Below are 23,782 nucleotides of genomic sequence, written 5' to 3' on the forward strand. Positions count from 1 at the left end.
CCGAATGCGGCGGACGTGCCGGTCCGCGCACGAGATCAAACCGGCAGCGATTCCACAGCGGGCGCTTGATGGCTCGCCTGTGGTGCCGCCCTGGCGGCGCGCAACCTGGCCTCCAGCAAGCCCGCCACGTGCTCGGGCCTTGCCTGCAGGTCGACGATGTCCTGCTCTCCTACGCAAGCGTCTTCGAATCGGACATAGATGCGCGGGAAGTTGCCTGCGAGTCCGCGAGCCACATGCAGCAGGCAAGCCGACAGGCTCGAGAAGCCGCCCTCGATGAACGAGACGGGTGGCACCACTCCCCTGGCACGCGGAGCGCGGATGCCATAGGTAAAGGCACCGGCTTCCTGGCGCAGTTCGACCACCGGCTGCGTGCAGCGCTGGGCATGAGTGGGGTTGGTGCTGCTCATGGCGCCGAGTTTAGGTGCAGCCCATGCCGGGCAATCACGTCGGGCCGTGCGTAAATCACGTTGACGTCGCATTTGGCGCAGACCACCGCAATCCTCAGTCGGCCGCCGCGGCGGCGACCTGCAGCGTGCAGTTGCCGAATTCGCAGCGCAGCTTCATGGAGCGCCCGTCGGCGCAGGCTACGCTGTAGCGCTCAAACCCTGGCCCCTTGTCTTCGAGCACGGCCCTCGGCGCAGCACTGCATTGGTTCGCCTTGGCAAAGCTCTCGGCCACGTAGGTGTCCTGGCCTGTCTTGCGTGGCGTCTGCAGATCGGTCTTGGGCAGGACGACATAGGTCGCCGTGACGTTCGGATCCAGGTTCTTGTAGCCTCGCATCGCCATGCAATTCACCAGGGCCAGCTGCTTCATCTTGGGATCGGCCGGGACGCCGTTCGGACTGTCGGTCACGACGGCGGCGATGCCGCCGAGCGCCGCCGCGGCAACCACACCGAGCGGGAACACGATCGCGACGCCGATCGCGAGGGCATCGAGAGTGTCCGTATCCGTTGGCAGCGTGCGCATGACGCGAATCTTCTCCGCGGCATTGCGGCAGGCGTCCAGATCCGAGGCGAAGGCGGCAGGTTCGACGCCCACCATGTCCACCACCGGCATGTAGGCGGCGCCCTCGCCCTTGCCGGTTTGGGGCGACGCAGGCCGCGTGCTGCAACCGCTGATCAACCCTAGCGCCAGAACGGCACTGACAACTCTTCGCATGGCGGTTCCTCGTTTCTCGGGCGAGTGATTGGAGCACAGCGGACGGCGCTCGACCCGACGATTCAAATACGCTAACGGCTTACACGCTAATAATTGCGAATCATCCAAGCACAGCAAACAACCTCCAAGATCACGAAGCACACACCCCGTCGGCCGTTAGCGTATAAGTTTGAAGCGGTGAGCCGGGGACAGTCAGTGCAATCACTGGCGCGATGTGGGAATGCGTTGGGACCCTTCCCCATGCGAGCGGCCCCATTTCCGGTTCCTTCTTACCTACTGCGCAAGCCCCGCCTGCTTGCGCTGCACGAAGCTGTTGCGCGCAGCATCCTCGGGATGGGCGAAGGTGACCTGCCCGTTCTTCACCAGACCCACCACGAGCATGTTGGCGCTGAGCGCTTCCTTGTCTTCGCTGCTGAAGGGGCGGTCGTAGGTGGTCACGACGCCGTAGTACGCACGCTTGGGGTTCTCAAGCGCCGATTTGATGCTTGGGCCGTCGAGGCGGTCGCCGGGCAGGCTCAGCACCGCATGGGCCAGCAGATAGGTCGCGTCATAGGCTTGTGCAGCCGCCATCGGCACCGGGATGCGCTTGGCGTCGAACTTGCGCGCGTAGCGGGCCAGAAAGGTGGCACGGCGCTCGTTGGTCGGCTCGGCCACGAAGCTCAAAGCCATGAGCGAACCTTCCGCCGCTTCCTTCGCACCGTCGATGAACAGCGGAAACGACAGCGCCCATGCGCCAACCTGCGGAACCTTCCAGCCCAGTGACTGCCGGCCATTCGCAATCACCGCATTCTGTGGCGCCACGGTGTAGATGAAGAGCACGTTGGCGCCCGCCTTGCGCGCCTCCTTGAGTTGCTCGGTCACGTCATTGACGCCGAGATCGAAGCGCCCCACATAGACCGGTTCGAGCTTCTTCTTCGCAAGTGCCTTCTTGACGTCCTGCAGTCCGCCCTCGCCGTAGCCGGTGTTGTCCGCAAAGACCGCAACCTTGTTGAGTCCGCGCGCCACGATCTCGTCCACCATGAACGGCGCCTGAATGCCGTCGCGCGGTGCATTGCGAAAGATGTAACTCTCTGCCGGCGGAAACTTCGTCGTCACGGGGGTCCCTGTCGTGCACGGCACCAGAAGCGGCGTCCGACTGTTCTGAAATACGTCCAGAGACTTCATTGCCACACCCGTGTTGCAGAAGCCGATGGTTGCAATGACCTTCTCCTTCACCAATTCCTGAGACAGTTTGAGTCCCAATTCCGGATTGGCCTGGTCATCCTTGATCACCAGTTCCAATGGTCTGCCCAGATAGCCACCGAAGGAGTTGATCTCGTCGATGGCAAGCTTGATGCCGTTGAGCATCGGCAGTCCGAAGTCGGACGACGGTCCGGTCAGCGGGCCTATCACGCCGATGCGGATGGCTCCAGGAGCGCCTGGAGCAGCCTGTGCGTGGGCCGAAGCAGGAACGAGCCCTGTCGACGCCAGCACGGCAGCAAGCGTCACGGCGTAGGCGAACTTCTTCATTTCTTGTCTCCTGGGGGTTGGTGTGCGGGGCGCATCGTCCGCAGCCCGCCCGTGCCCCTCGTACGTGTTTGTCCGGGTAAGGACGCTCGAAGACCAGCATTTCGTGAGGTTTTGCACAACGAGCTCACTGATTTGTCATTGGACGGAGACGAAAACAAAGTCCGAGTCGTCGTGACTCGCCTGTTCCAGCTTCAGATTGCTCGGGCAATTGCTCGCCGAGGAGTAAGCTGTAGGCCTTTCAAACCCCATACGACATCAATGGCACTGACTTACAAACAGCTTCAGAAGCAGATCGAGCAATTGCAGCGACAGGCCGAATCGCTGCGCAGCAAGGAAGTGACGGGCGTCGTCGAGCGGATCAAGGTGGCTATCGCTCACTACGGATTGACCGCCGCGCATCTCGGACTCGAAACGCCCGCATCCTCCGGCAAAGCCCGACGGTCCACGACCGCAGGCAAGGCCAAGTCGAGTCCCGCCTTCGCGGACAGCCACGGCAATGCATGGTCCGGCCGCGGACCGCGTCCGGGCTGGCTCAAGGAAGCGCTGGCATCGGGTCGGTCGCTCGAGGAGTTCCGCGTTGACGGATCTGGCGTCGCCGCCAGCGCGACCGCGTCGCGCAGCACCAAGGCAGGCAAGGTCGGAAAGGCTGCCGGCAAGAGCAAGCGCGCGCCATCCAAGGTGACGTACCGCGACGACGCCGGCCATTCCTGGACCGGCCGCGGTCCGAAGCCCGGCTGGCTCAAGGCCGCGCTGGACAGCGGCAAGACGCTGCAGGACTTCCTGAAGTAGCAACTGACGCCAATCCGGGGCCTCCGAGGTCTCACGCCATCGCGTGACCGCAAGGAATGCGACTTGCTTCACGCGCGAAGGTGGTGCATGCGCTGCATCGAAGCCACCGCCGTGCTCAACGTCGATAAGCTCCGGGCATGACCACCTTGCTGCCTTCCGAAGCCACTTCCGGCACTGCCCGGGCGGGTCGCATCGCGTTCTCCGGGTGCTGCGAGGTGGGTACCCCATGAGCAGCGACGGACTTCGACTCACGGGCCCGCAGGGCCGGGACTATGTGCTCGGGGAAGCCATCGAGGTCTTCGATGGCGCGGTGCTGATCGGGCAGGTGCAATCGGTCACGCCGAATCCGGACCGCACCGAGGTCCTGATCAAGAACTTCGTCACCGTCGATTTCGCGAGCTTCCGGGCCGGTGCACTGCCGAAGCTGGTGCTGGCCGAGGTGGTCAGCTTCCTGGCCGAACGCTTTCCCTCGCTGCAGATGGTCGGCATCGAACTGAGCCGCAACATCACCGACTTCGATGGCCAGGAAGCCCTGCTGGCACGGGCACGGTCCGACATCCTGCAGAGCATCGGCGCTCAGGACATCCACGTGGCGCCCAAGCCGCAGCGAGGCCCGGCCGGGCACTTCGCCGTGACGGGCATCTGGCGCTACGACAGCGCAAGCGTCGCTGCCCTGGCTGCCGCGCTGCAGTCGCAGCGTACGGCCTACCGCGAGGGCCGTGACGGCTCGCCACCGCCGCCGCAACCGCGCCCCGGCATGGTCGAGCTGCTGCGCAAGAAGAGAAAGGGCTGATTCGGCCAGGCGCAAGGCGCGCCCTTGCCTGACTCACGGCGCGGCGCAGGTGCGCTAAGGTCGCGTCACCGCTCTTTACCGGACTCGCACCATGGATCTCAGCAACCACACCATGCACGACCTCTTCGCGCAGCTCGGCCTGCCGAACACCGAAGCGGACGTCCAGGCCTTCATCGCCCGGCATCGTCCGCTGCCCGAGGAGGTACGGCTCGCCGATGCCCCCTTCTGGACCTCGGCGCAGGGCCAGTTTCTGCGCGAGGAACTCAAGGAAGATGCCGACTGGGCGGAGGTCGTCGACCAGCTCAACCTCGCGCTGCGCGCCTGAGCCGCGCCGAAAGCCGCATCGTCATCCCTGCGGGCCGCGTATGCCGGCTCACTGCAACAACTTGTGCAGTTCGAGCCTGCCGTCGGTGCTTCGAAAGCCCTGGTCGCCCACCGGGTCGACGCGCTGTCCGTTGGCGAGCCTGAATTCGACCTCGGCCGGGTCGTCCTTGCGGACCGCCGCCTCCGCAGGCCCGGCATATTTGACGACCACGTGCTTTTTCCCGACCTGGTCCAGCACCGCGATATGTTCGATGGGGTTCAGCTTTCTGCCCGGCATGCCAGCGGACAAGCAAAAACAAGGCCGCGATCGCTTCGCGCGGCCCTAAGACAACGGCTCAGGCGACCTTTGCGATCGCGCGTGCGAGTTGCTCCATGTCGAAGGGCTTGGCCAGCTTGGCCAGTTCAGGGTCGAGGTCGACCGGGATCTCGGCGTAGCCCGAGGCCAGGATCAGCCGCAGGCCGGGCCACTCCCTGCGCAGGCGCTCGAAGAGTTGCAGCCCGCTCATGGCCGGCATGACCTGATCCGAGAGCACGACCGTGATCTGCGGCTGCTCTCCGAGCACGCGCAGCGCCTCGGCGGCCGATGATGCCGCGTGTACCGTATGGCCCAGGTCTTCCAGCATCGAGACTGTTCCCGTCAACACCAGCGGGTCGTCGTCCACCGCGAGGATCTCGAGCCGCGCGGTCTTCGACACCGGCCGCAGCGGCGCGGATGGCACGGACGCTGCAGCCCACTGGCGTCCCGCGATCGGCAGCCACAGGGAGGCCGAGGTGCCGACGCCTTCGGAGCTCTCGAGCAGGAAGCGCCCGCCCGACTGCACCGCCAGCCCATGCACCATCGCCAGCCCAAGGCCCGTGCCCTTGCCCACGCCCTTGGTGGTGAAGAACGGTTCCATGGCGCGCGAAAGCGTTGCGGCGCTCATTCCCGCGCCACTGTCCGTGAGCGTCAGGCGAATGAACGGACCGATCTTCGCTTCCGAGGCCCCGTTGCCTTGCGTTTCACTGGCCTCGAGCGACAGCTCGCCGCCTTCGGGCATGGCGTCGCGCGCATTGACGGCCAGGTTGAGGATCGCGAGCTCGAGCTGATGCGGATCGACCAGCGCCGGGCGCAGGTCGGCCGCGTAGTGCTCGCGGATGCGGATGGTCGGCCCGAGAGTGCGCTCGAGCATGTCCTTCATGCCGGCGACCAGGGGCTGGATGTCGACCGCGGTCGGCCGCAGGTCCTGGCGCCGCGCGAAGGCCAGCATGCGCTGCGTCAGCGAGACGCCACGCTTGGCTGCAGAGGCGGCGTTCTCCACCAGCCGGGCCAGCTTCTGGTCGTCGGTGGGCAGGTGCCGCCGCAGCAGCTCGAGGCTCGTGAGGACCACCATCAACAGGTTGTTGAAATCATGCGCCACACCGCCCGTGAGCTGGCCGATGGCATCGAGCTTCTGCGACTGGAACAGTGCCTCGCGCGCCTGCTCGAGCGCCAGCTGCGCATTGCGCTTCTCGGTGATGTCGCGCGTGACCTTGGCGAAGCCGATCAGCTGGCCCTCGGTGCCGCGGATCGGATCGATGACGACGTTGGCCCAGAACTCGGTGCCGTCCTTGCGCACGCGCCAGCCTTCGCCTTCGAAGCGCCCCTCGGCTGCAGCCGTGGCGAGCGCCCGGGCCGGGGCTCCGAGCGCCTGGTCCTCGGCACGGTAGAAGCGGGAGAAATTGGTGCCGATCACCTCGTGGGGCGCATAGCCCTTGGTGCGCTCGGCGCCGACGTTCCAGTTGGTCACGACGCCTTCCGGGTCGAGCATGTAGATCGCATAGTCGGTCACGGCCTGGACCAGCAGCTTGAACTGCTCGTTGCTGCGCTCGAGCGCCTCCCGGGCCGCATGACGCTCCGAGAGATCGCGCGTCACCTTGGCGTAGCCGATCAGGGTGCCGTCCGGCGAGCGGATCGGCCGCACCACCACCTGGGCCCAGAAGCGGGTGCCGTCCTTGCGCTGGCGCCATCCCTCGGCCTCGAACCGGCCCTCGCGCTCGGCGGTCGCCAACGCCCGGGACGGCAGGCCGGTGCGAACGTCGTCGGACAGATAGAAGCTGGAGAAATGCCGGCCGATGATCTCGGCCGCCGTGTAGCCCTTGAGCCGCTCGGCCCCCGAGTTCCAGCTCGCCACGCGGCCCTGCGGATCGAGCATATAGATCGCGTAGTCGGCGACCGCATCGACCAGCAGGCGATAGCCCTGTTCGGTGCTCAGCATCGGGAAAGATTGGGAAGCTTGGTCCACGGCACCCTCGGATTGCAAACCAGACGAACCGGTCTGGCTCGAATGCGAAGGCAATGGTAAGCGCAGAGGCCGGGGTTGCAGGCCCCGCTGCGGCCGTACCAGGCTTGCGTCAGGCGTCCGACGTGACGCTGTGAACCAGCAGCAAGGCCAGGCCGATCATGGTCAGGCCGATCAGCGCGTCCAGCATCTGCCAGGCCCGCGGACGGGCGAACCACGGCGCCGCCCAGCGCGCGCCGTAACCCAGCAGAACGAACCAGGCAAGGCTGGTCACGCTGGCGCCGGCGATGAACCAGCCGCGCAACGCCGCAGGGTGGCGGGCGCCGATGCTGCCCACCAGCACCACGGTGTCGAGGTAGACGTGCGGATTGAGCAGCGTGAAGGCCGCGGCCTGCGCCAGGGCCGCAGCGCGGCCGCGCGACGCCGGCCCCTTCGCCGCCGCCTGGAGCCGCTGTGCGCCGCGCGCGCGGCGCAGCGCCTGCACCCCATAGACCGCCAGGAAGGCGGCGCCTGCCAGCGCCAGCAGGCGAGCCAGCGCCGGCCGCTCGCCCAGCACCTGCGCCATGCCCAGCACGCCGGCCGCGATCAATGCCGCATCGGCCAGGGCGCAGAACGCGACGATGGTGCCCACATGCTCTCTTCGCAGCCCCTGGCGCAGCACGAAGGCATTCTGGGCGCCGATGGCCACGATCAGGCCCAGGCTGAGCGCGAAGCCCTGGACGAAGACGGACAAGGCTTGCGTGGCGTGGTCGTGAAGGTGGGACATGGCATCAGCTTGCCACCCGGGCGTGATGAAGACAAACTCTCTTTCTTAAGCTCAATTAAGTAAAACTGAATCCATGCTCGACTACGCCTCGCTCGCCGCACTGGCCGCGGTGGTGCGCACCGGAAGCTTCGAACGCGCCGCCCGCGCACTGCACGTCACGCCGTCGGCCGTCTCGCAGCGGGTGCGCGGACTCGAGGAGCAGGTCGGCTGCGCACTCGTCGTGCGCGAGCAACCCTGCCGGCCCACCGACACCGGCCGCCGACTCTGTCAGCACGTCGATCGCGTCCGCCTGCTCGAGCAGGATCTCGAAGGGGCGCTGCCCGCACTCGCGCCCGAGGGCGTCGCGCGCGTGCCGCTGCCGGTGGCCGTCAATGCCGATAGCCTGGCCACATGGTTCGCACCCGCGATGGCCGCCTTCGCGGCCGAGGCACCGGTGCTCATGGAGATCGCGGTGGACGACCAGGAGCACACTGCCGACTGGCTGCGCAGCGGTGCAGTGCTCGCAGCAGTAACCGGTACCGCACGCGCGGCCGCCGGCTGCAATGTCCGGCCTCTGGGCGCGATGCGCTACCTGGCGACCGCAAGCCCGGCATTCATGGCCCGCCATTTCTCTCGCGGCATTGGCGCCGCCAGCCTGGCGCGAGCGCCCAGCCTGGTCTTCAACGCCAAGGACGAATTACAGACGCAATGGGCACGCCGCCACTGCCATCGTCATGTGGAAATGCCGCGCCACACGCTGCCGTCATCGCAGGCCTTCGTCACGGCGACCGTGGCCGGCATGGGCTGGGGCCTGCATCCGGAGGCCCTGGTCGCGCCCTGCCTCGCGGACGGCTCGCTGGTCGAGCTGGTGCCGCGCACGCCGCTCGACGTGCCCCTCTATTGGCAACAGGCACGCGCGGCATCGACGCTGCTCGAGGGGCTGACCCGTCGGCTGCTCACGGCGGCGCGCAAGGCCCTGAGACCGGCATGATTGCAGCTGAAGAAGGAAGGACCCCGCATGACCCCCATCGATCGAGCCACGCACGCGCTCCTGAAGGCACGCGAGACCCGCCGTCCCGTGCCGGCGCCGGACCTGGCCGACGCGGCCGATGCGTACGCGGTGCAGGAGAGCGTCGCCCGCGCCCTGCACTGGTTCGACGACAACGAGCGCACCGGCAGCGCCGCGGGTCACTGGAAATCCGGCGGCCCATCGCGCGAGGCGCAGGCCGCGCACGCCCCGCTTCCGCCGACCGGCGTCTGGGCCAGCCCGGCCGACGCGCGGGGCTGGCACTTCCACCTGCGCGGCATCGAGGCCGAGATTGCACTGCGCATGGGAAGCGACATCGATGCCGCAAGGGCGGCGGCTCTCGATCCGCGATCGGCATCGAGGCTGGTCGACGCGATGTGCGTTTCGATCGAGCTGGTGGATTCGCGTTGGAGCGAGGCCTTGGCGGCGCCGGACTTGGCGAAGATGGCCGACCTGCTGTCTCACGGCGCGCTCGTGCTGGGCGCCTGGCAAGCCTTCTCGCCACCCGACTGGTCGACCCAGACCTGTCGCCTCACCATCGGTTCAGGGCCGGCACTGACGTTCCAGGGAACGCATTCCATGGGCGATCCGGCCTGGTTGCTGCCTGCATGGTTGCGCCACGCCACGCGAGACGGCCGCACAGTTCGCGCCGGCACGGTGCTGACCACTGGAACCTGGTGCGGTCTGGCCATGGCGGCCGCAGGCGATCGGGTGCGTGCCGAGTTTCCCGGCATCGGAAGCGCCGAAGTCCAGCTCTGACGGCGCCTTCAACCGTCCTTGCCGTCTGCGCGCGCCGTGCCGAACCAGACCCTGAAGCGCCGGAGATAGAGCGCCAAGGCAGCGCTCCAAGCCGCGCTCGCGAAGAGCGCCCGGCTGCGCATCGCCCGGTAGTACGACCGCCCCTCGCTTCGCAGCCCCGCGCACTCGGGCAATCGAACATCAGGAATCAGCGGTCGTCTTTTCGTCCGGCTCGATCTTGCCGGCGTCAGCCTGCTTGATGGCGGGCTTCTGCCCTGGTTGCGGTGCATGTTCCGCACCCGGTGCGATTTCCTCGCCGCGATGCTTTTTCTCCTGGTGCACTTTTTTGTCGTGCGCGACATTGCGTGGATCGGTCATGAACCCATCGTGCGGTGCCCTTCTGCCTGTTGCGTGTGGGACATGGCCCCGCTGCAGGGAGGTAGATTCGCGCGCCCCTTGCAACGATCAAAATGAAGGAATGACAGATGCCACCATCGTCAAGGCCATCTGGGCCCTGCTCGACGCGCGCGACCTTGCAGCGTCGATCTGCCCCTCGGACGTCGCACGTGCTCTTGCAACTGACGAGCAGGCCTGGAGGGCCTTGATGCCGCGAGTCAGAAGAGTGGCGGCGTCCCTTGCGCGCGACGGCTTGCTGAAAGTGACGCGTGGGAGTTCAGTCGTCGACGCGACGGCGGGCGGCGGCCCTGTCCGGCTGCGGCGACCGGATGCCCGTTGACTGCGCGTCACCATCGCGCGGGGGCTCGAACCGACCCGGGGCGGGTTTCGGCCGCACCGCCAATACCGTCTTGGGGTAGTCGTCGGAGACACCCCGGTGCGGCGTCGCCGGCGCTTGGAAATCGGCGAAGACCGACTCGTCGAAGCTGAGCGAGCGCTCGACGGGCACGGGGGCGTGACGTTCCTTGGAAGAGGCTCGCAGGCGCGCCAGATCCGCCCTGAGTTCCTCGAGCGATCGTGACGGACCTGCGGTGCCCGCCTCCCCACGGCCGCCATTCGACGGGACGCCGGCATCCGGCTTGTACAAATCGGCAGTCGCGCGCCGCCTGGGTGCATCCGACGGTGATGGACGCTCGCCCAGAAACCAGCCTTGCACGCGCTTGAGCATTTCAATGATCATGGCGGACTATCGGCGCCTGCGCTGGGGCCCGCCCTCAGGAGACAACGTGAGCGACGGCCAGACGACGCCTACAGCATGACGCGCGCACCCGGAGTTCAGACCAAGGGCGTATGGTCCGTGAGGATGGACGCGGCGCGGTAGGCCGAGCGGCCCGCCGTCTTGGTATAGGCGACCAGCGTGGCCCATTGCCGCTGCTGCTCCTGCGGGGTCGGGTCGCTCGCCTGATTGAGCAGCGCCTGGCTCACCTCCAGCAGCGCAATGGCGGAGGTGATGCAGAAGTGGACGGCCGAGTCTTCGGGATTCTGGTCGTAGCGCGCCTGTTCCGCATGCAGCGCCATCGACTGGTCCTTCTCGCTCATCGAGGCCAGGAGCGTCGGACCGTAGTAGGGCACTTCGGCGCGGTCCGAGACGCAACCGAGGATTCGGTCCAGTTCGTTGAGCGCGCGCTCGAGTCCCCGCCGGGTCTCGGGCGAAGCAAGAGGACGTTCGAGCGTCGTTGAGTATCGTGGGTCGTGCATGTCCGCCATTGTTGCGGTTGCGAAAGCTGCCGCAGCGCCGGCCGCACCGGACCGTCCCGCATTGCGCGCATTCCTTCACGTCGCGCCCGACTAAGCTCTGCCGGCGCGCGGGCATGGAGTTCCAGGCGTGCCAGACTCATCCGGTCGGGTCCTCGGCCCCAAATGAATTTCAAGGAGCAAGCAGTCGATGGCGGCAATTTGTCCTGCCTGTGGCACGGCGAATCGCCCAGCCGCCAGGTTCTGCATGCAATGCGTCACCGCGCTGCCCGGTGCCGAAACGCCGGCTGACGAAGCGTTGGCCACGCAGGCCACCATCCGCTACGAGCGGGTTCATCAATCCGCCGAAGAGCGCGAGGCGCAAGCCCCGTTCTCCCGCGGCGGCGGCCCGCGTGCCCTGCCCGAGGGCACCGAGATCGAAGGCTTCCGCATCCTGCGCCAGATCGGCGAAGGCGGCTTCGGCATCGTGTACCTGGCCTGGGACCCTGCCCTCGAGCGGCAGGTCGCCATCAAGGAATACATGCCGGCGTCGCTGGCTGTCCGAGGCAGCGTCTCGCTCGACGTGTCGATGCTTTCGGACGAGCACCGCGAGACCTTCGCAGCCGGCCTCAAGAGCTTCGTCAACGAAGCCCGTCTTCTGGCTCGCTTCGATCATCCGGCGCTGGTCAAGGTGCTGCGCTACTGGACGGCGAACGGCACGGCCTACATGGCAATGCCCTACTACGAGGGGCCGACACTCAAGACGGCACTCGCGCACCTGGGCTCGCCCCCGCCCGAGGCCTTGCTGCTCGAATGGCTGCATCCGCTGCTCGATGCGCTCGACGTGATGCATGGCGAGAACTGCTATCACCGCGACATCTCTCCCGATAACATCCTGCTCACCGCGGGCGGCCCGCTGCTGCTCGACTTCGGCGCCGCCCGGCATGTGATCAACGATCGGACGCAGGTGCTGACCACCATGCTCAAGCCCGGCTTCGCACCGATCGAACAGTACGGCGGCACCATGCTGCAAGGCCCGTGGACCGATTTGTACGCTCTCGCGAGCGTGCTCTATTTCGCGATCGCAGGGAGGCCGCCGATCGCCTCGGTGGTTCGAATCGTCAAGGACTCGGTGCAGCCACTCTCGCAGACGCACGCCGCTCAGTACAGCGGCGCCTTTCTCCATGCCATCGACAGCGCGTTGGCGGTGCGGCCGGAGTCCCGTCCGCAGGATGTGTCCGCATTCCGGGCCATGCTGAGCCCCATTGCGCAAGCGACGCCGCGGGCCAGCGCCGTGCATGTCACAGCACCGCATGGCGGCCGAAAGGCGCGCCGCTCGGCGGTGGCGGCGATCGGCTTGCTGGCAGCGCTCGCGCTGGCCGCGTGGATGAACGGTCGCGAACAGGATGTTCCGCAGAATCCGGCTGCAGCCATGCAGACCGCCCCGGCCCTCCCGCCTGCAACGCCGGCAAGCACGGCGGTCGAAACTCCCGCACGGGTCGAGGTCGTGGCGCCGCCTCCCGTGGTCGCGTCCACGCCCCCTGCAGCACCTGCTACGGCGTACAGCGCCAAGGTCGCGCCACGCAAGCCGCCACCGTCGCCAAGGCCGGTCGCGGCTGCCACGGAGCAGTCGGCCGAGCTAGTTTCCGAGAAAAACCGCACACTTTCCGAGGGGGGTGCCGCCACCCCGTCCTACATCGCATCGAGCAGGCCGCCTAGATGCAGCGACCTCGTTTTGAAGTCTTCTCTTGAGGCCCTCAATCCCGAGGAAGCCGAATTCCAGAAGACCCGATGCAAGTAGCTCGCCGTGCGCCTGCCCGTCCATTCCACCACCTCTACTGTCTCTTCGGCGCACTGCTTGCCATCGCACTGACCGGGTGCGCGACGCCTCAACGAAGCGCCGAGGTCGAGCCTTTCGATCAGGCAGTCGTCCGAGCCACGGATGCCCTGCTCGGTCAGGCCAGAGGCCTTGTGCAAGCGGGTTCCGCGCGTGTGATCGTTGCCGATCCGTCAATCGATGCTTCCAGCGGCCAGCAATCGGCCGGCACTCAGCGCATGGACCGGACCGTCGCCGCTCGCATCGCAGCGACGGGGGATGGCATGCAAGTCCAGCCCTTCCAGGCAGCCAATCTCTCGCGTGCAGACTTCCTGCTTGCCGGGACATTGGCCCGAGAGGAGGCTGGCGTCCGCATCAACCTTGCGCTGGTCGACTTGAAGGACGGCAGGATCGCAGCCCAGACGTCGGCGTTGGCGCGCAAGGACGAGGTGGACATGACCCCACTGGCCTACTACCGGGACAGCCCCGTGCTGCTGAGGGACGAGGCCGTAGAGGGCCTGGTGCGCACCAGCAGCGGCGCGCGCGGCACGCGGGCCGACGCCGGTTACCTGGCGCGCATCTCGACGGCAACCGTGGTGAACGATGCCACCCTGCTGTATAACGCCGGGCGCTATCGCGAGGCTCTCGTCCTCTACCGACGCGCGGCCGCCGCACCTGGCGGTGACCAGATCCGCGTGCTCAACGGCATCTACCTGACGACCTTCAAGCTCGGCCAGACCGCAGAGGCCGAGGAAGCCTTTGGCCGCGTCGTCGCATTCGGCATCGCGAACAGGCAGCTCGGCGTGAAGTTCCTGTTCAACCCAGGCAGCACGGAGTTCTGGTCCGATCCGAAGGTGACCAATGCCTACCGCCTGTGGCTGCGCCAGATTGCGCGACAAGGCACGGGCGCGCGCGTCTGCATGGAGGTCGTCGGTCATTCGAGCCGGACGGGCACCGAGGAAATCAACGACTCGCTGTCGCTCCGACGCGCGCAATACATCCGCCAACGGCTGGTGGCAGAGTCCCCGGGCCTGGCGGACCGTACGAAGGCCAGTGGACTGGGCTCGCGGCAGAACCTGGTGGGCACCGGCACGGACGACGTGGTGGACGCACTCGACCGGCGAGTGGAATTCGGAATCGTCGAGTGCGGCACGCTACCGGGTGGAGGCAAGAGCTGATGGCTCTGCACCGCCGATCCTTCTTTTCAACGACACAGGAGTCAAGAAAATGGCAGACGATCCCAAGAAGACAGGCCTCGACCGGAAGCTGATCGCGCTGAACGAGCCGCACGAGGTCCAGAGCTGGACCCGATCGCTCGGCTGCACCGCCGAGCAGCTCAAGGAGGCGGTCAAGGCCGTCGGCAACAGCGCCGAAGCCGTGCGCGTGTACCTCAAGAAGTCTTAGCGTCGTGTCATGAGCTCGAGGGCAGCGCGGCGGGAGTATCTGCAGGCGATCGCCGAGTTCGACCGCGCCTGCCAGGCGTTCTCCCGCGGCATGGCTTCCCTCGGCAATGAGCCGGCGGACGGCGAACAGGCGGTGCCGATCATTTCCCGCCTTGGACCCAGGAAGCCGCTGAGACGCGCTGCTGCTCGGGCACTGCCAGGCCAGGTCCGGACAGGCTGACACGCGGACATGACGGGCCGCTGCCGACTCGACAGGGTTCGTCACGACCCGTAAATTGCCGCATGGCCCAAGGAACCCGCCCCGACCCGCTGGACAGGTACTGGTCCAAGCGCGACTTCGCGGTCACCTCGGAACCGCGAGGAGAGCGCAGTCGGGCCAAGGGCCAGGCGCCGTTGTTCGTCGTCCAGAAGCACGCAGCCAGTCGCCTGCACTACGACTTCCGCCTCGAGCTGGACGGCGTGCTGCTCTCCTGGGCCGTGCCGAAGGGACCGAGCTTCGACCCCGCCGACAAGCGCATGGCGATCCGCGTCGAAGATCACCCCCTGTCCTATGGCTCCTTCGAGGGCACCATCCCGTCCAAGCAGTACGGCGCAGGCACGGTCATCGTCTGGGACAACGGCACGTGGGAACCGGTCGGCGATCCGCGCGAGGGTCTGCAGAAGGGCAAGCTGCTCTTCAACCTGCAGGGTCAGAAGCTCGCGGGCCTGTGGGAGCTCGTGAAAATCGCCAAGGGCGGCGAGAAGCAGGAGCCGTGGATTCTTTTCAAGAAGCGTGATGCCTTCGCTCGACCGAAGGTCGACTACGACGTCGTGACCGCCCTGCCCGACAGCGTGATCGCCAAGCCGCTGCGCGCGGAGCCCGCGCGGAAATCCAAGCCACCCACGCGCAAGGCCGCAGACAGGAAAGACGGCTCGCCCGGCAATGCCGACGACGGCGTCGCAGGCGCCGTGAAGGCACCGCTGCCCGCGAAGATCAGCCCCCAGCTGGCCACGCTTGCCACGGGCGTGCCCTCGGCCGGCCAATGGGTCTACGAGATCAAGTTCGATGGCTACCGCATCATGACCCGCATCGATGGCGGCAAGGCGTCGCTGGTCACGCGGGGCGGCCACGACTGGTCGGCCAGGATGCCCGGCCTGGTGAGAGAACTCGAAGGCATGGGCCTCGAGTCAGCCTGGCTCGACGGCGAGATCGTCGTGCTGGACGAGCACGGCCTGCCGAGCTTCAATGCATTGCAGAAGGCCTTCGACCGCGGCGCCGGCAACGCGCAGATCGTGTACTTCGTGTTCGACCTTCCCTACTTCGAAGGCTACGACCTGCGCGACGCGCCTCTTGCATCACGCCGCCAGCTGCTGCAGGCATTGCTCGACGAGAAGGCCACCGACCATGTGCGCTTCAGCGCAGCCTTCGAGGCCGATGCTGCCTCGGTGCTGAGTTCGGCCTGCCGCATGAACCTCGAGGGCGTGATCGCCAAGCGCGCCGACGCGCCCTATGCCTCGCGGCGCACCGAGACCTGGCTCAAGCTCAAGTGCCAGCAGCGGCAGGAGTTCGTGGTCGCGGGCTACACCGATCGAACGGGCAGCACTGCGGAAGTGGGCAGCCTGCTGCTCGGCGTGCACGATGCCGATGGCAAGCTGCTGTCGGTCGGCAGCGTCGGCACTGGGTGGGACGCCGAAGAGGCTAAACAGTTGAAGCGCAAGCTCGCCAAGCTCGAAGTCACCAAGCCGCCATTCGCCGCGGGCGCCGCCAAGCCGGGCCGATGGTCCAAGCGCGCAGTGGGCAGCGAGCGCTGGGTCGAGCCGCGTCTGGTCGCCGAGGTCGCCTTCGCCGAATGGACGCCCGACGGCCAGATCCGGCATGCGAGCTATGTGGCTTTGCGAAGCGACAAGCCGGCCCGCACCATCGTGCGCGAGACCGCCAAGACTCTCGCCGAGGGTGCAGGCCCGGTCAGGACGGCTGGCAAGGCCGCCATCGGTGCCATCAAGGTCAGCAACGCGGATCGCGTGATCGATCCGAGCACAGGCGCAACGAAGCTCGACCTGGTGCGGTACTACGAATCAGTCGCCGAATGGATCCTGCCGCACCTGAAGGGCAGGCCCTGTTCGCTCGTGAGGGGCCCGACCGGCGTCACCGGTGAGCTTTTCTTCCAGAAGCACGACGAGAAGATCAGCATACCGGGCATCAAGGAACTCGACGCGAAGCTGTGGCCCGGCCACGGGGCGTTGCTCGAGGTAGGGACCCCGCAGGCGCTCGCCTCCGCGGCGCAGATGAACGTCATCGAGTTCCACACCTGGAATTCCACCGCCCGGAGCATCGACAAGCCGGACCGCATGATCTTCGATCTCGACCCTGGCGAAGGCACGTCCTGGCAGCACGTCCAGGAGGCGGCCATGCTGGTCCGAACGCTGCTGTCGGAGCTGGGCCTCGAGGCCTGGCTGAAGACCAGCGGAGGCAAGGGCCTGCACGTCGTCGTGCCGCTTGCGCAGCGCTTCGACTACGAGACGGTGAAGGGTTTCTCTCAGGCCGTGGTGCAGCACCTCGCGCGCACGATCCCGGCACGCTTCGTCTCGAAGAGCGGGCCTTCGAACCGGGTGGGCAAGCTGTTCGTCGACTATCTGCGCAATGGGCATGGCGCGACGACGGCAGCCGCCTTCTCGGCGCGCTCGCGCCCCGGCCTGGGCGTCTCGATGCCAGTGAGTTGGGACGACCTCGCGAAGCTCAAGAGCGGGGCGCAATGGACGATTGCCACGGCGCGCGAGCATCTTTCATTTCAGACGGCAGATCCGTGGGATGGGTACTGGGCGGCACGGCAGCCGTTGGCGGCTGCGATGAGGGCGATCGGCTTTTCGCCAAAGGCGTAGGCAGTTCTCGCCTTTGCTAGAGTGCCTTCAATACTTCGGCGCCGTGCGCTGTCATGCTCGGCGTGAACTCGACGATCTCGGCGCTTGCGCAATCGCTCTCGATGAAGGGGTCCTGCTTCAGCAAGGTCTCGAGTGCCTTCCGATCGCCGGAGCGAGCCAGGATGACGCCACCCTTTCGCGGCACCTGCCGTCCGGAGGCTATGAAAAGGCCGCTCTTGTAGTGCTTCTTCAACCAGGCAACGTGCTCCGGCATGAGTGCATCGAGCTCCTCGAGTGGCCGGAGATAGGACAGCGTGACGATGAACATTCGATGTCGCCTCCAGGCTCGCTTCAACGATCGTGCGCCGACTCCGCGCGCACGATCTGGTGCAGGACCGAGCCGGGGTCCGTGTCCTCGGTCAGGCTGCGGACCTCGCGCTGCGCCTCCGCTTCAACACCGAGTCTGGTCGCGACGTGGGTCATCAGCCGCAGCATCGCCGTCATCTCGCGCTCGTTCAGCAGATTGATCTGAAGGTCGAGGTGGTGTCGCCGCTCGCTTTCCTCGGCAGCCATGTTCTGGCTGATGAGAATGAGGATGGACAGAAAAATGGCCTCCAACGAGACCAGGAACAACAGGAATGTGAACGGATAGGGGTCGAACTTGACCAGAGATTCGTTCACTGCAATCCACACCGCGAACACCGCGAGATTGGCCCAAAGGAACGTCACCGTGCCGCAGAAGGCCGCCACTGTCGACACCATCTTGTACAGCGCGGGCTTTGCGGCACGCTCCTTGTCTTCGAGACACAGGATGGACTCGATGTTGCGCTCGGTCAGCGCCTCGATGGTGGGCGTGCGCCCTGGGCGCCCTGGAGCGCCCGAGGGTTTCACCGTCTCCTCAGGCGACCGCACCTGTCAGCTCTTCCATGAGTTCGGCCTTGCGCGCCGCCAGCTGCTCGCGCATGCCCATCAGGTCGAGCCCGCGCGCCGCACGAGCCTTGACGAAGATCTCGTTGCGCTCCTCCTTGACGTGGTGGTCGATGTACTCGCCCAGCACCTTGACCTTGGCATCGAACATGTCATCGACCTCGCTGGCGCCTTCCAGCTGAGCGATCAGATCCTTCACCGTGCCATGCTCGACCTCGGCCTCGTCGAGCAGATCGGTAGCCTTGATCGTTTCGCGCAGCGCCGGATAAAAGATCTCTTCCTCGATCTGCGCATGCACCGTGAGCTCCATGCAGATCTCGTTGGCGAGATCGCGCTTCCTCTGCGGGGCACTGGCGGACTTCGACTTCGTCAATGTCTCGTAGTCGCCGAACATCTTTTTCACCTTTCGGTGATCCGCATCCAGCAGGCTGCATGCATCGGGCGCGGTACGTTTGGTGGTGGGCATCGTGGGCTCCATGGTGTTGCGTGGGGAGCCTCGATCATGGAAGGCGGAAAAAACCGCAGACGTAGGATGCCGGCGCTTCCGGTGCCGAGAAGTCGCTTACGCTTTCAAAAAGTGGCGTCGCCTCGGATCAGCCTGGCACATCCCCGGCGCCTCGAAAGCGGCCGGTTCGCCACGCAGGTGCACGCGCCGGGGTCTGTGCGTCCACCGGCGTCGACGCAAGCCGCCTCAGCCTTGCGGCGAAATCAGAAGCTGTACGACGCGAAGAGCCCGTAGGTGTTCTGCGACTTCTTCTCGGTGATCGGGCTGTCCTTTGCGTCGCCCTGCAGCCAGGCCGCCGTGACGCTTGCACCCAATCCCCATTGCGCATTCAACCGGTACTGGGCACCGATGGAGAAGCGGACGGTATTGACGCCGCTGCCCGCGGCGTAAGGCGCCAATCCGGAGACGAAGCTCTGGACGCCGTTGACCCCGAAGAAGGTCTGGCTGTACTTGCCATCGGCCCAGGTCACGCCGGGCCCGGCGGTGAACGTGAGCTTCTCGTCGAACCTGTACTTGCCTTCGATGTCGAACGCGACCCGGGTGCCCTGGTCCTTGCCGCCGATGTCGGTCACGACGAAGCCACGGAGAGTCAGCCAGTCGATCGAATAGGCAGCGAACGCACTGCCGAGCGCCGTGGCCGGAATGTCGCCCCAGCCCGCAAGGATCCGCGCATCGGACGCGGACCGCGGCTTGCTGAGTTCTCCACCCAGCGCCACGCCGGCACGCCAGTTCTCGTTCTGGAAGAGCGTGGCGCCCACGCCGAACGGAAGCCCGGCGCCCGGAGTGCCGCCGATGAAGTAGCGCCCGAAATTGGCGCTGACGAGTGGCAGCGCCACCACGTCGGTATCGCCGCTGCCTGGATACTTGGGACGACTGAAGACGCCCAGGCCGGCGGTGAATCGCCAGCTGTCCTCCACCACCTGATCGATCAGCACCTGGGCCGATGCATCCTTCACTGCGAGCGTGGCGCCCAAGGTTGCTGCGACAACTGCGACCAGCGCACAGGGTTTGCGAAGATGAGTCATGCGTGTGTTCCGGGTTCGTCTGGAGTGGATGTCGCGCATTCTCCCATCGGAAGCGGCTGCGCCACGCGTGCCCTCATGGCCTGGAAGTCGATTCGCTACGCCGGTACAGGTAGTCGTGCGGCAGTGAAAGTCGCAGGCACGACTGCACCGCCGGACTGTCACGAAGGACGATGCGCTCTCCCATTCGTCCGGCCCAGCGCACGACTGCCTTTCCGGCATGGCCCAGGCCATCGGCGCGCGAAAGGCCCAGCCGCTCGCGCACCCAGGCAGGGGTGATCTCCACGGCGGCGCGAATCAGCAGTCGTTGAGCGGGTCGCAACGCCGCGGGAAGCACCGGCGCGTAGCGCATGATGTCCAGGAACTCGAAGACGATGTCCGACGCCTCCAGCCGGCCGCGCATGTCGTCGAACAGACGCCGCATCTCGGCCTCGGAAGTCGGTGCGCCCATGGCGCCATAGAGCCGCGCCGCCGGTGCGCCCTCGCGGTAGAGCCGGTCGAATTCGCCGGTCGCGAGCGGCCGCACATAGGCGTGATAGGCCTGTCCGAAGCCGAACGCTGCCGTCGCCTGCACCCAGTTCAGCAACTCGACGTCGTTGGCACCGTAGGCCTCGCCCGTGGGGGTGAGTCCGGTGACGCGATCGTGACGGCGCACGACCGACGCGATCATCTTCTCGGCGACGCTCTGCGCGCCGTAGACGGTGACCATGGCAGCCAGCCCCGTGCGCTGAAGCCGCTGCATCGGCTGCGTGCGAAAGCTGGAGTGCTCCCAGACGCCGGTGCGCACGCGCGGCTCCGCCAGTTCGAGGATCACGGCCGCCACCCCGCCGACGAACATGGCCACCGGGTTCTTGAAGACCTGCCACGCGATCGAGTCGGGCGACGACAGTGCCGGTTCACCAGCCGGCGATGTGAAGTCCACCGGCATCGAACCCGGCGGATGCAGCAACTGACGCGCCATGCCATTTGCCATGCGCGCGATCCAACCCTCGGGCGATCCGTCCATGCCTAGAGCTGGTCCGACAGCAGGGCCGCCACCCGTTCGATGACCTTTTCGCGCAAGGGTCGCTCCTTCCATGCTTCCAGCGTGAGACGCCGCGACTGTTGCAGGTCACGTTCGAACTGCACCGTCTGTGCCTTGGCGAATGCCTCGTCGTAGATGTTGAGATTGGCCTCGTCGTTGAGCCGGAACGACCGGTTGTCGAAATTGGTCGACCCCACTGACACCAGCAGTCCGTCCACCGTGAACACCTTGCAGTGGAACATCGTGGGCTGGTATTCGCTGATCTGCGCACCCGCCTCGAGCAACGGCCCCCAGGCGGCACGCGAGGCGCTGCGCACGGTCTTGGAATCGATGATCGGGCCGGGGGTGATGATGCGCACGCGCACACCCCGTTGCAGCGCCGCCACCAGCGCGCCGACGGTCAGGTCGTCGGGGACGAAGTAGGCGCTCGACAGGTCGATGGTCCGCGTCGCGGCCGCGATCGACAGCAGGTACATGAGGTGCATGCTCTCGCTGCCGCCCGACGGCGAGCTGCTGAACATCTGGGCCCGGCCGTCGCCGACCGGGGCCAGCGCCGGGAAGTAGCGCGCCCCGTGCAGCACGTCGCCCGCGACCTTCACCCAGTTGTCCATGAAGACCGCCTGCATCTGCGCGACCACCGGGCCTTCCACCTGGAAGTGCGAATCGCGCCAGTGCTCAGCGTCCTGCGCGTCGCCGGTCCACGCCGGCGCGATGCCGACACCGCCCGTGAAACCGATCCGGCCGTCGACGACCAGCAGCTTGCGGTGCGTGCGGTTGTTCATGCGCGCGATGTCGTACCAGTCGGGCTTGTGGAACTTGCGGATCTCGACGCCGGCGCGCTCCATCTCGCGGATGAAGCCCTCGTCCACCTTGGCGCTGCCCAGCCAGTCGAGCAGCACATGCACCTTGACGCCCGCTCGCGCCCTTTCGGCGAGCGCATCGGCAAAGGCCTGTCCGATGTCGCCCGACCAGTAGATGTAGGTCTCGAAGGTGATGCTCTGCTGCGCGCCCCGGATGGCGTCGAGCATCGGCGGGAAGATCTGGTCGCCGTTGTAGAGCGCCTTGAAGCGGTTGCCCTCGGTGATCGGCGGCCCGAGCATGACGCCGAGCGCACGCTGGTACTGCGGGTCGTGGAGCGTGTATTCGCGCTTGATCTGCTCGTCGAGCTTCTTCTCGCCGCTCGTGAGGTTCAACGCCAGCAGCGTCGCTGCCAGCGTGAGCACGAAGGTCCACGCGATCGTCTTGATTCGACGTCGCATTGCCGACGCCATGGGCTAGTCCCGTCCCGGTTGGAAAATCATGCGGCAGCATGCGCCCCCCGCGCTCCGCCAGACGTCGGCGATGCACGCCACGTGGTGTAGGCAGCCGGAGCGGCTCCGCCCGATACCCTCGCGCTACGCGATCCCGCCTTCCACGTAGTAGGTCTGGATCGCCTCTGCCTTGCCCTTCACCATCGTCGGCGGCATGGCCCGTAGCCGGAACCGGTCGTCGAGCGTGCGGCGGATGTCCTCGGTGATCAGCAGGTCGACCTCGAACTTGCTGGTCAAGCCCTCGACCCGCGAGGCGACGTTGATCGGATCGCCCGTCACGCTGAACTTCGACAGGCCGGGAGTGCCTATCACGCCGGCCACCACCTCGCCGCCATGGATGCCGATACCGAAGCGCAACTCGGGCAGGCCCCTGTCGCGCAACTCGGCGTTGTAGCGCGCCAGTTCGGAGCGCATCTCGAGCGCGGCCAGCACGGCATCGCGACCCTGCCAGGGGTTGGACTCCAGGGCGCCGAACAGCGCCAGCAGGCCATCGCCCACGAACTCGGTGACGTGGCCGTGGTGCCGCGCGATCGCCGCAGTCATGTGCCGGAAGTAATCGTTGAGCAGCTTCACCGTGACGGCGGGATCGAGGCGGTCGCACAGGGCCGTGAAACCGCGCAGGTCGGCGAACAGCATCGTGACCTGGCGCCGCTCCGGCGCGAAGGGGTCGCCGGCGCCGGTGAGCCGCTCGACGACGTCGGAAGGCACGAAGCGCTCGAACTGGCCCTGCAGGTGCTCGAGCCTGTCGTCGGCAACCATCAGCAGGCGTTCGAGCTTGTCGTTCTCGCGCCGACCGCGCAGCACCAGGGCCACGAGGAGCAGGACGACGAGAGCTCCGATCGCGGCGGCGACCCAGCGCGTCGCCGTCATTCGAGCAGCATCGCCAGGCGCACCGTGGCGTTGGCCAGCGACGCGACGCCGATGGCCTCGAGCAGCGCCCGGTGGTCGCCGAGCTCGGCGCCGAGCACGCGGGTCTTCTGCTGGATCGTCGAAGGTTCGTAGTAGACCGTGTCGCGCGCCCAGGCCAGCAGGCCCGCTTCGCGCTGCGGCAGGCGCGGGCAGTGCAGGGTCGCGATGGCGCTCTCGATCTCCTCCGGACTCAGCCCCTCGCCTTGCAGGAGCTGCCATGCCGCAGGCTCGCTGTGCGGACAGCCCAGCGTGCGCGCGACCACCGCGAACATCAGCGCCTTGGCGCTGCGGCTCAGCACCGCCGAGTCGAAGGCGCCGTCGAGCGCCGCCTTCATGACCGTGGCCGCCCGCAAGCCGGCGAGCGGCACCACCACGACACCGAAGGGCCCGGCGGCCAGCGTGGCGGCGCCGAGCGGCGCTTCCGCGGGGCGCCTGGGCGCCAGCCTCTTCATCACGGGCATCGCGAGCGCCAGCAGCCAGCGAAAGCGGCCATTGGCCATGCGCTCGAACTTCTCTTCGGGCGGACAGGCCAGCAGCGTGCTGACCCGGTTGAAGAAGCATCCGAACGAGATTGCAAAGGCGATCTCGCCGATCTCGGCAGGCGTGTAGCCGAGCGCGAGCAGCGCCGAACGCTCGGCCGCCGCCGGGCGTGGACGCGACCGCGCGAGGTTGCGGCAGAAGGCGACGTAGGCCCGCTCCTTGGCATCCAGCTCGGCGGTCTGCACATCGCGCTCGACCTCCTGGATGAAGGATTCGGAATAGCCGAGCACCTTCATGAACGCACGGTTCGCGCCGTAGCAGTAGCGGCACGAATTCTCCTGCGCCGTCACCATGCTGCCGATGCGGTGCAGCCGCTCGGACAGTGCGGCCGGCACGTAGTTCGTGGCTTCGTAGGCGGCCTCGCGCAGCCAGCCGCTCGCTGCGATGCGACGGTCGGTCTCGAGCACCTGCGCGCCGCGGCGCTTGAGCTCGGCCTCCCACGCCGCGTCCCGCGCGGCCGGCAGCACCGGTTCGCTCCAGTGGATCTCGTTCAGCAAAGACGCCATGGGCCCTCCAAG

The 23,782-nt window shown here is 66.8% G+C and carries 27 protein-coding genes; 10 read left to right on the forward strand and 17 right to left on the reverse strand.

All coding sequences use genetic code 11. The features are described from left to right. Window positions 1-35: 35 nt before the first annotated feature. From QTH87_RS21000 to QTH87_RS21010, 3 genes are all read right to left on the reverse strand, one after another. Window positions 36-407 (reverse strand): hypothetical protein, encoded by a 372-nt coding sequence (locus QTH87_RS21000; protein ID WP_286612000.1) that lies wholly within the window; start codon window positions 405-407, stop codon window positions 36-38. Window positions 408-501: 94 nt separating this feature from the next. Beyond that, on the reverse strand, window positions 502-1,158 hold the full coding sequence (locus QTH87_RS21005) for a hypothetical protein (RefSeq protein ID WP_286612001.1): 657 nt from the start codon (window positions 1,156-1,158) through the stop codon (window positions 502-504). 273 nt (window positions 1,159-1,431) lie between these two features. Continuing rightward, window positions 1,432-2,667: an ABC transporter substrate-binding protein gene (locus QTH87_RS21010; protein WP_286612002.1), complete on the reverse strand. Its 1,236-nt coding sequence runs from the start codon at window positions 2,665-2,667 to the stop codon at window positions 1,432-1,434. Window positions 2,668-2,838: 171 nt separating this feature from the next. On the opposite strand from QTH87_RS21010, the gene QTH87_RS21015 reads away from it, so the two are divergent. From QTH87_RS21015 to QTH87_RS21025, 3 genes are all read left to right on the forward strand, one after another. After that, the gene (locus tag QTH87_RS21015; RefSeq protein WP_286612003.1) at window positions 2,839-3,456 is read left to right on the forward strand and encodes an H-NS family nucleoid-associated regulatory protein; all 618 of its coding nucleotides are present in this window, start codon (window positions 2,839-2,841) and stop codon (window positions 3,454-3,456) included. Between the two features lie 226 nt (window positions 3,457-3,682). After that, complete coding sequence (locus tag QTH87_RS21020; RefSeq protein ID WP_286612004.1) at window positions 3,683-4,249, forward strand: hypothetical protein; 567 nt, start codon at window positions 3,683-3,685, stop codon at window positions 4,247-4,249. Between the two features lie 91 nt (window positions 4,250-4,340). Then, the gene (locus QTH87_RS21025) at window positions 4,341-4,574 is read left to right on the forward strand and encodes a DUF2789 domain-containing protein (RefSeq protein WP_286612005.1); all 234 of its coding nucleotides are present in this window, start codon (window positions 4,341-4,343) and stop codon (window positions 4,572-4,574) included. 48 nt (window positions 4,575-4,622) lie between these two features. Here the strand turns inward: QTH87_RS21025 and QTH87_RS21030 are convergent, their stop codons facing one another. From QTH87_RS21030 to QTH87_RS21040, 3 genes are all read right to left on the reverse strand, one after another. After that, complete coding sequence (locus tag QTH87_RS21030) at window positions 4,623-4,850, reverse strand: hypothetical protein (protein WP_286612006.1); 228 nt, start codon at window positions 4,848-4,850, stop codon at window positions 4,623-4,625. 58 nt (window positions 4,851-4,908) lie between these two features. After that, a complete protein-coding gene (locus QTH87_RS21035; RefSeq protein ID WP_286612007.1) occupies window positions 4,909-6,807 on the reverse strand; it encodes a hybrid sensor histidine kinase/response regulator in 1,899 nt (632 codons plus the stop codon). A gap of 136 nt (window positions 6,808-6,943) precedes the next feature. Beyond that, a complete protein-coding gene (locus QTH87_RS21040; protein ID WP_286612008.1) occupies window positions 6,944-7,597 on the reverse strand; it encodes a LysE/ArgO family amino acid transporter in 654 nt (217 codons plus the stop codon). A gap of 73 nt (window positions 7,598-7,670) precedes the next feature. Between QTH87_RS21040 and QTH87_RS21045 the strand changes: the two genes are divergently transcribed. Together QTH87_RS21045 and QTH87_RS21050 are read left to right on the forward strand one after the other, a co-directional pair. Then, on the forward strand, window positions 7,671-8,567 hold the full coding sequence (locus QTH87_RS21045; RefSeq protein ID WP_286612009.1) for a LysR family transcriptional regulator ArgP: 897 nt from the start codon (window positions 7,671-7,673) through the stop codon (window positions 8,565-8,567). 27 nt (window positions 8,568-8,594) lie between these two features. Beyond that, window positions 8,595-9,362, forward strand: a complete 768-nt coding sequence (locus QTH87_RS21050) for a fumarylacetoacetate hydrolase family protein (protein WP_286612010.1) — start codon at window positions 8,595-8,597, stop codon at window positions 9,360-9,362. Window positions 9,363-9,542: 180 nt separating this feature from the next. Here the strand turns inward: QTH87_RS21050 and QTH87_RS21055 are convergent, their stop codons facing one another. Beyond that, entirely contained in the window at window positions 9,543-9,719 is a 177-nt protein-coding gene (locus tag QTH87_RS21055; RefSeq protein WP_286612011.1) for a hypothetical protein, read from the reverse strand. Window positions 9,720-9,819: 100 nt separating this feature from the next. Between QTH87_RS21055 and QTH87_RS26195 the strand changes: the two genes are divergently transcribed. Further along, window positions 9,820-10,077 carry a DUF3253 domain-containing protein gene (locus tag QTH87_RS26195; protein WP_353506157.1) on the forward strand — a complete coding sequence of 86 codons (258 nt, stop codon included), beginning with the start codon at window positions 9,820-9,822 and terminating at the stop codon, window positions 10,075-10,077. Here QTH87_RS26195 and QTH87_RS21060 read toward each other — a convergent pair. Further along, the gene (locus QTH87_RS21060) at window positions 10,015-10,476 is read right to left on the reverse strand and encodes a hypothetical protein (RefSeq protein WP_286612012.1); all 462 of its coding nucleotides are present in this window, start codon (window positions 10,474-10,476) and stop codon (window positions 10,015-10,017) included. The genes QTH87_RS26195 and QTH87_RS21060 overlap by 63 nt on opposite strands. Window positions 10,477-10,571: 95 nt before the next feature. Next, the gene (locus QTH87_RS21065) at window positions 10,572-10,994 is read right to left on the reverse strand and encodes a hypothetical protein (RefSeq protein ID WP_286612013.1); all 423 of its coding nucleotides are present in this window, start codon (window positions 10,992-10,994) and stop codon (window positions 10,572-10,574) included. A gap of 187 nt (window positions 10,995-11,181) precedes the next feature. Between QTH87_RS21065 and QTH87_RS21070 the strand changes: the two genes are divergently transcribed. The 4 genes from QTH87_RS21070 (at window position 11,182) to ligD (ending at window position 17,048) form a co-directional block, all read left to right on the forward strand. Beyond that, the gene (locus tag QTH87_RS21070; protein ID WP_444812824.1) at window positions 11,182-12,771 is read left to right on the forward strand and encodes a protein kinase domain-containing protein; all 1,590 of its coding nucleotides are present in this window, start codon (window positions 11,182-11,184) and stop codon (window positions 12,769-12,771) included. Next, the gene (locus tag QTH87_RS21075) at window positions 12,762-13,964 is read left to right on the forward strand and encodes an OmpA family protein (RefSeq protein ID WP_286612015.1); all 1,203 of its coding nucleotides are present in this window, start codon (window positions 12,762-12,764) and stop codon (window positions 13,962-13,964) included. The genes QTH87_RS21070 and QTH87_RS21075 overlap by 10 nt, the downstream gene beginning before the upstream one ends. A 49-nt stretch (window positions 13,965-14,013) precedes the next feature. Continuing rightward, window positions 14,014-14,190, forward strand: a complete 177-nt coding sequence (locus tag QTH87_RS21080) for a DUF3606 domain-containing protein (RefSeq protein ID WP_286612016.1) — start codon at window positions 14,014-14,016, stop codon at window positions 14,188-14,190. A gap of 281 nt (window positions 14,191-14,471) precedes the next feature. Next, window positions 14,472-17,048, forward strand: a complete 2,577-nt coding sequence (gene ligD, locus QTH87_RS21085) for a DNA ligase D (protein ID WP_286612017.1) — start codon at window positions 14,472-14,474, stop codon at window positions 17,046-17,048. Between the two features lie 16 nt (window positions 17,049-17,064). Here ligD and QTH87_RS21090 read toward each other — a convergent pair whose 3' ends face one another. From QTH87_RS21090 to QTH87_RS21125, 8 genes are all read right to left on the reverse strand, one after another. Next, complete coding sequence (locus tag QTH87_RS21090) at window positions 17,065-17,355, reverse strand: YciI family protein (protein WP_286612018.1); 291 nt, start codon at window positions 17,353-17,355, stop codon at window positions 17,065-17,067. 23 nt (window positions 17,356-17,378) lie between these two features. Then, a complete protein-coding gene (locus QTH87_RS21095) occupies window positions 17,379-17,918 on the reverse strand; it encodes a DUF1003 domain-containing protein (RefSeq protein ID WP_286612019.1) in 540 nt (179 codons plus the stop codon). Between the two features lie 7 nt (window positions 17,919-17,925). Beyond that, window positions 17,926-18,420, reverse strand: coding sequence for a hemerythrin domain-containing protein (locus QTH87_RS21100; RefSeq protein ID WP_286612020.1), 495 nt, complete (start codon window positions 18,418-18,420; stop codon window positions 17,926-17,928). Window positions 18,421-18,662: 242 nt separating this feature from the next. Beyond that, entirely contained in the window at window positions 18,663-19,484 is an 822-nt protein-coding gene (locus QTH87_RS21105) for a MipA/OmpV family protein (RefSeq protein WP_286612021.1), read from the reverse strand. Window positions 19,485-19,557: 73 nt separating this feature from the next. Then, window positions 19,558-20,442 (reverse strand): oxygenase MpaB family protein, encoded by an 885-nt coding sequence (locus QTH87_RS21110; protein WP_286612022.1) that lies wholly within the window; start codon window positions 20,440-20,442, stop codon window positions 19,558-19,560. Window positions 20,443-20,489: 47 nt separating this feature from the next. Further along, entirely contained in the window at window positions 20,490-21,764 is a 1,275-nt protein-coding gene (locus tag QTH87_RS21115) for a phospholipase D-like domain-containing protein (protein WP_286612023.1), read from the reverse strand. Window positions 21,765-21,899: 135 nt separating this feature from the next. Then, window positions 21,900-22,685 (reverse strand): adenylate/guanylate cyclase domain-containing protein, encoded by a 786-nt coding sequence (locus tag QTH87_RS21120; protein ID WP_286612024.1) that lies wholly within the window; start codon window positions 22,683-22,685, stop codon window positions 21,900-21,902. Further along, entirely contained in the window at window positions 22,682-23,770 is a 1,089-nt protein-coding gene (locus QTH87_RS21125; RefSeq protein ID WP_286612025.1) for a carboxymuconolactone decarboxylase family protein, read from the reverse strand. The genes QTH87_RS21120 and QTH87_RS21125 overlap by 4 nt, the downstream gene beginning before the upstream one ends. Window positions 23,771-23,782 lie beyond the last annotated feature (12 nt).

Source organism: Variovorax jilinensis (genome assembly GCF_030316885.1).
GTDB classification, from domain to species: domain Bacteria; phylum Pseudomonadota; class Gammaproteobacteria; order Burkholderiales; family Burkholderiaceae_C; genus Variovorax; species Variovorax jilinensis.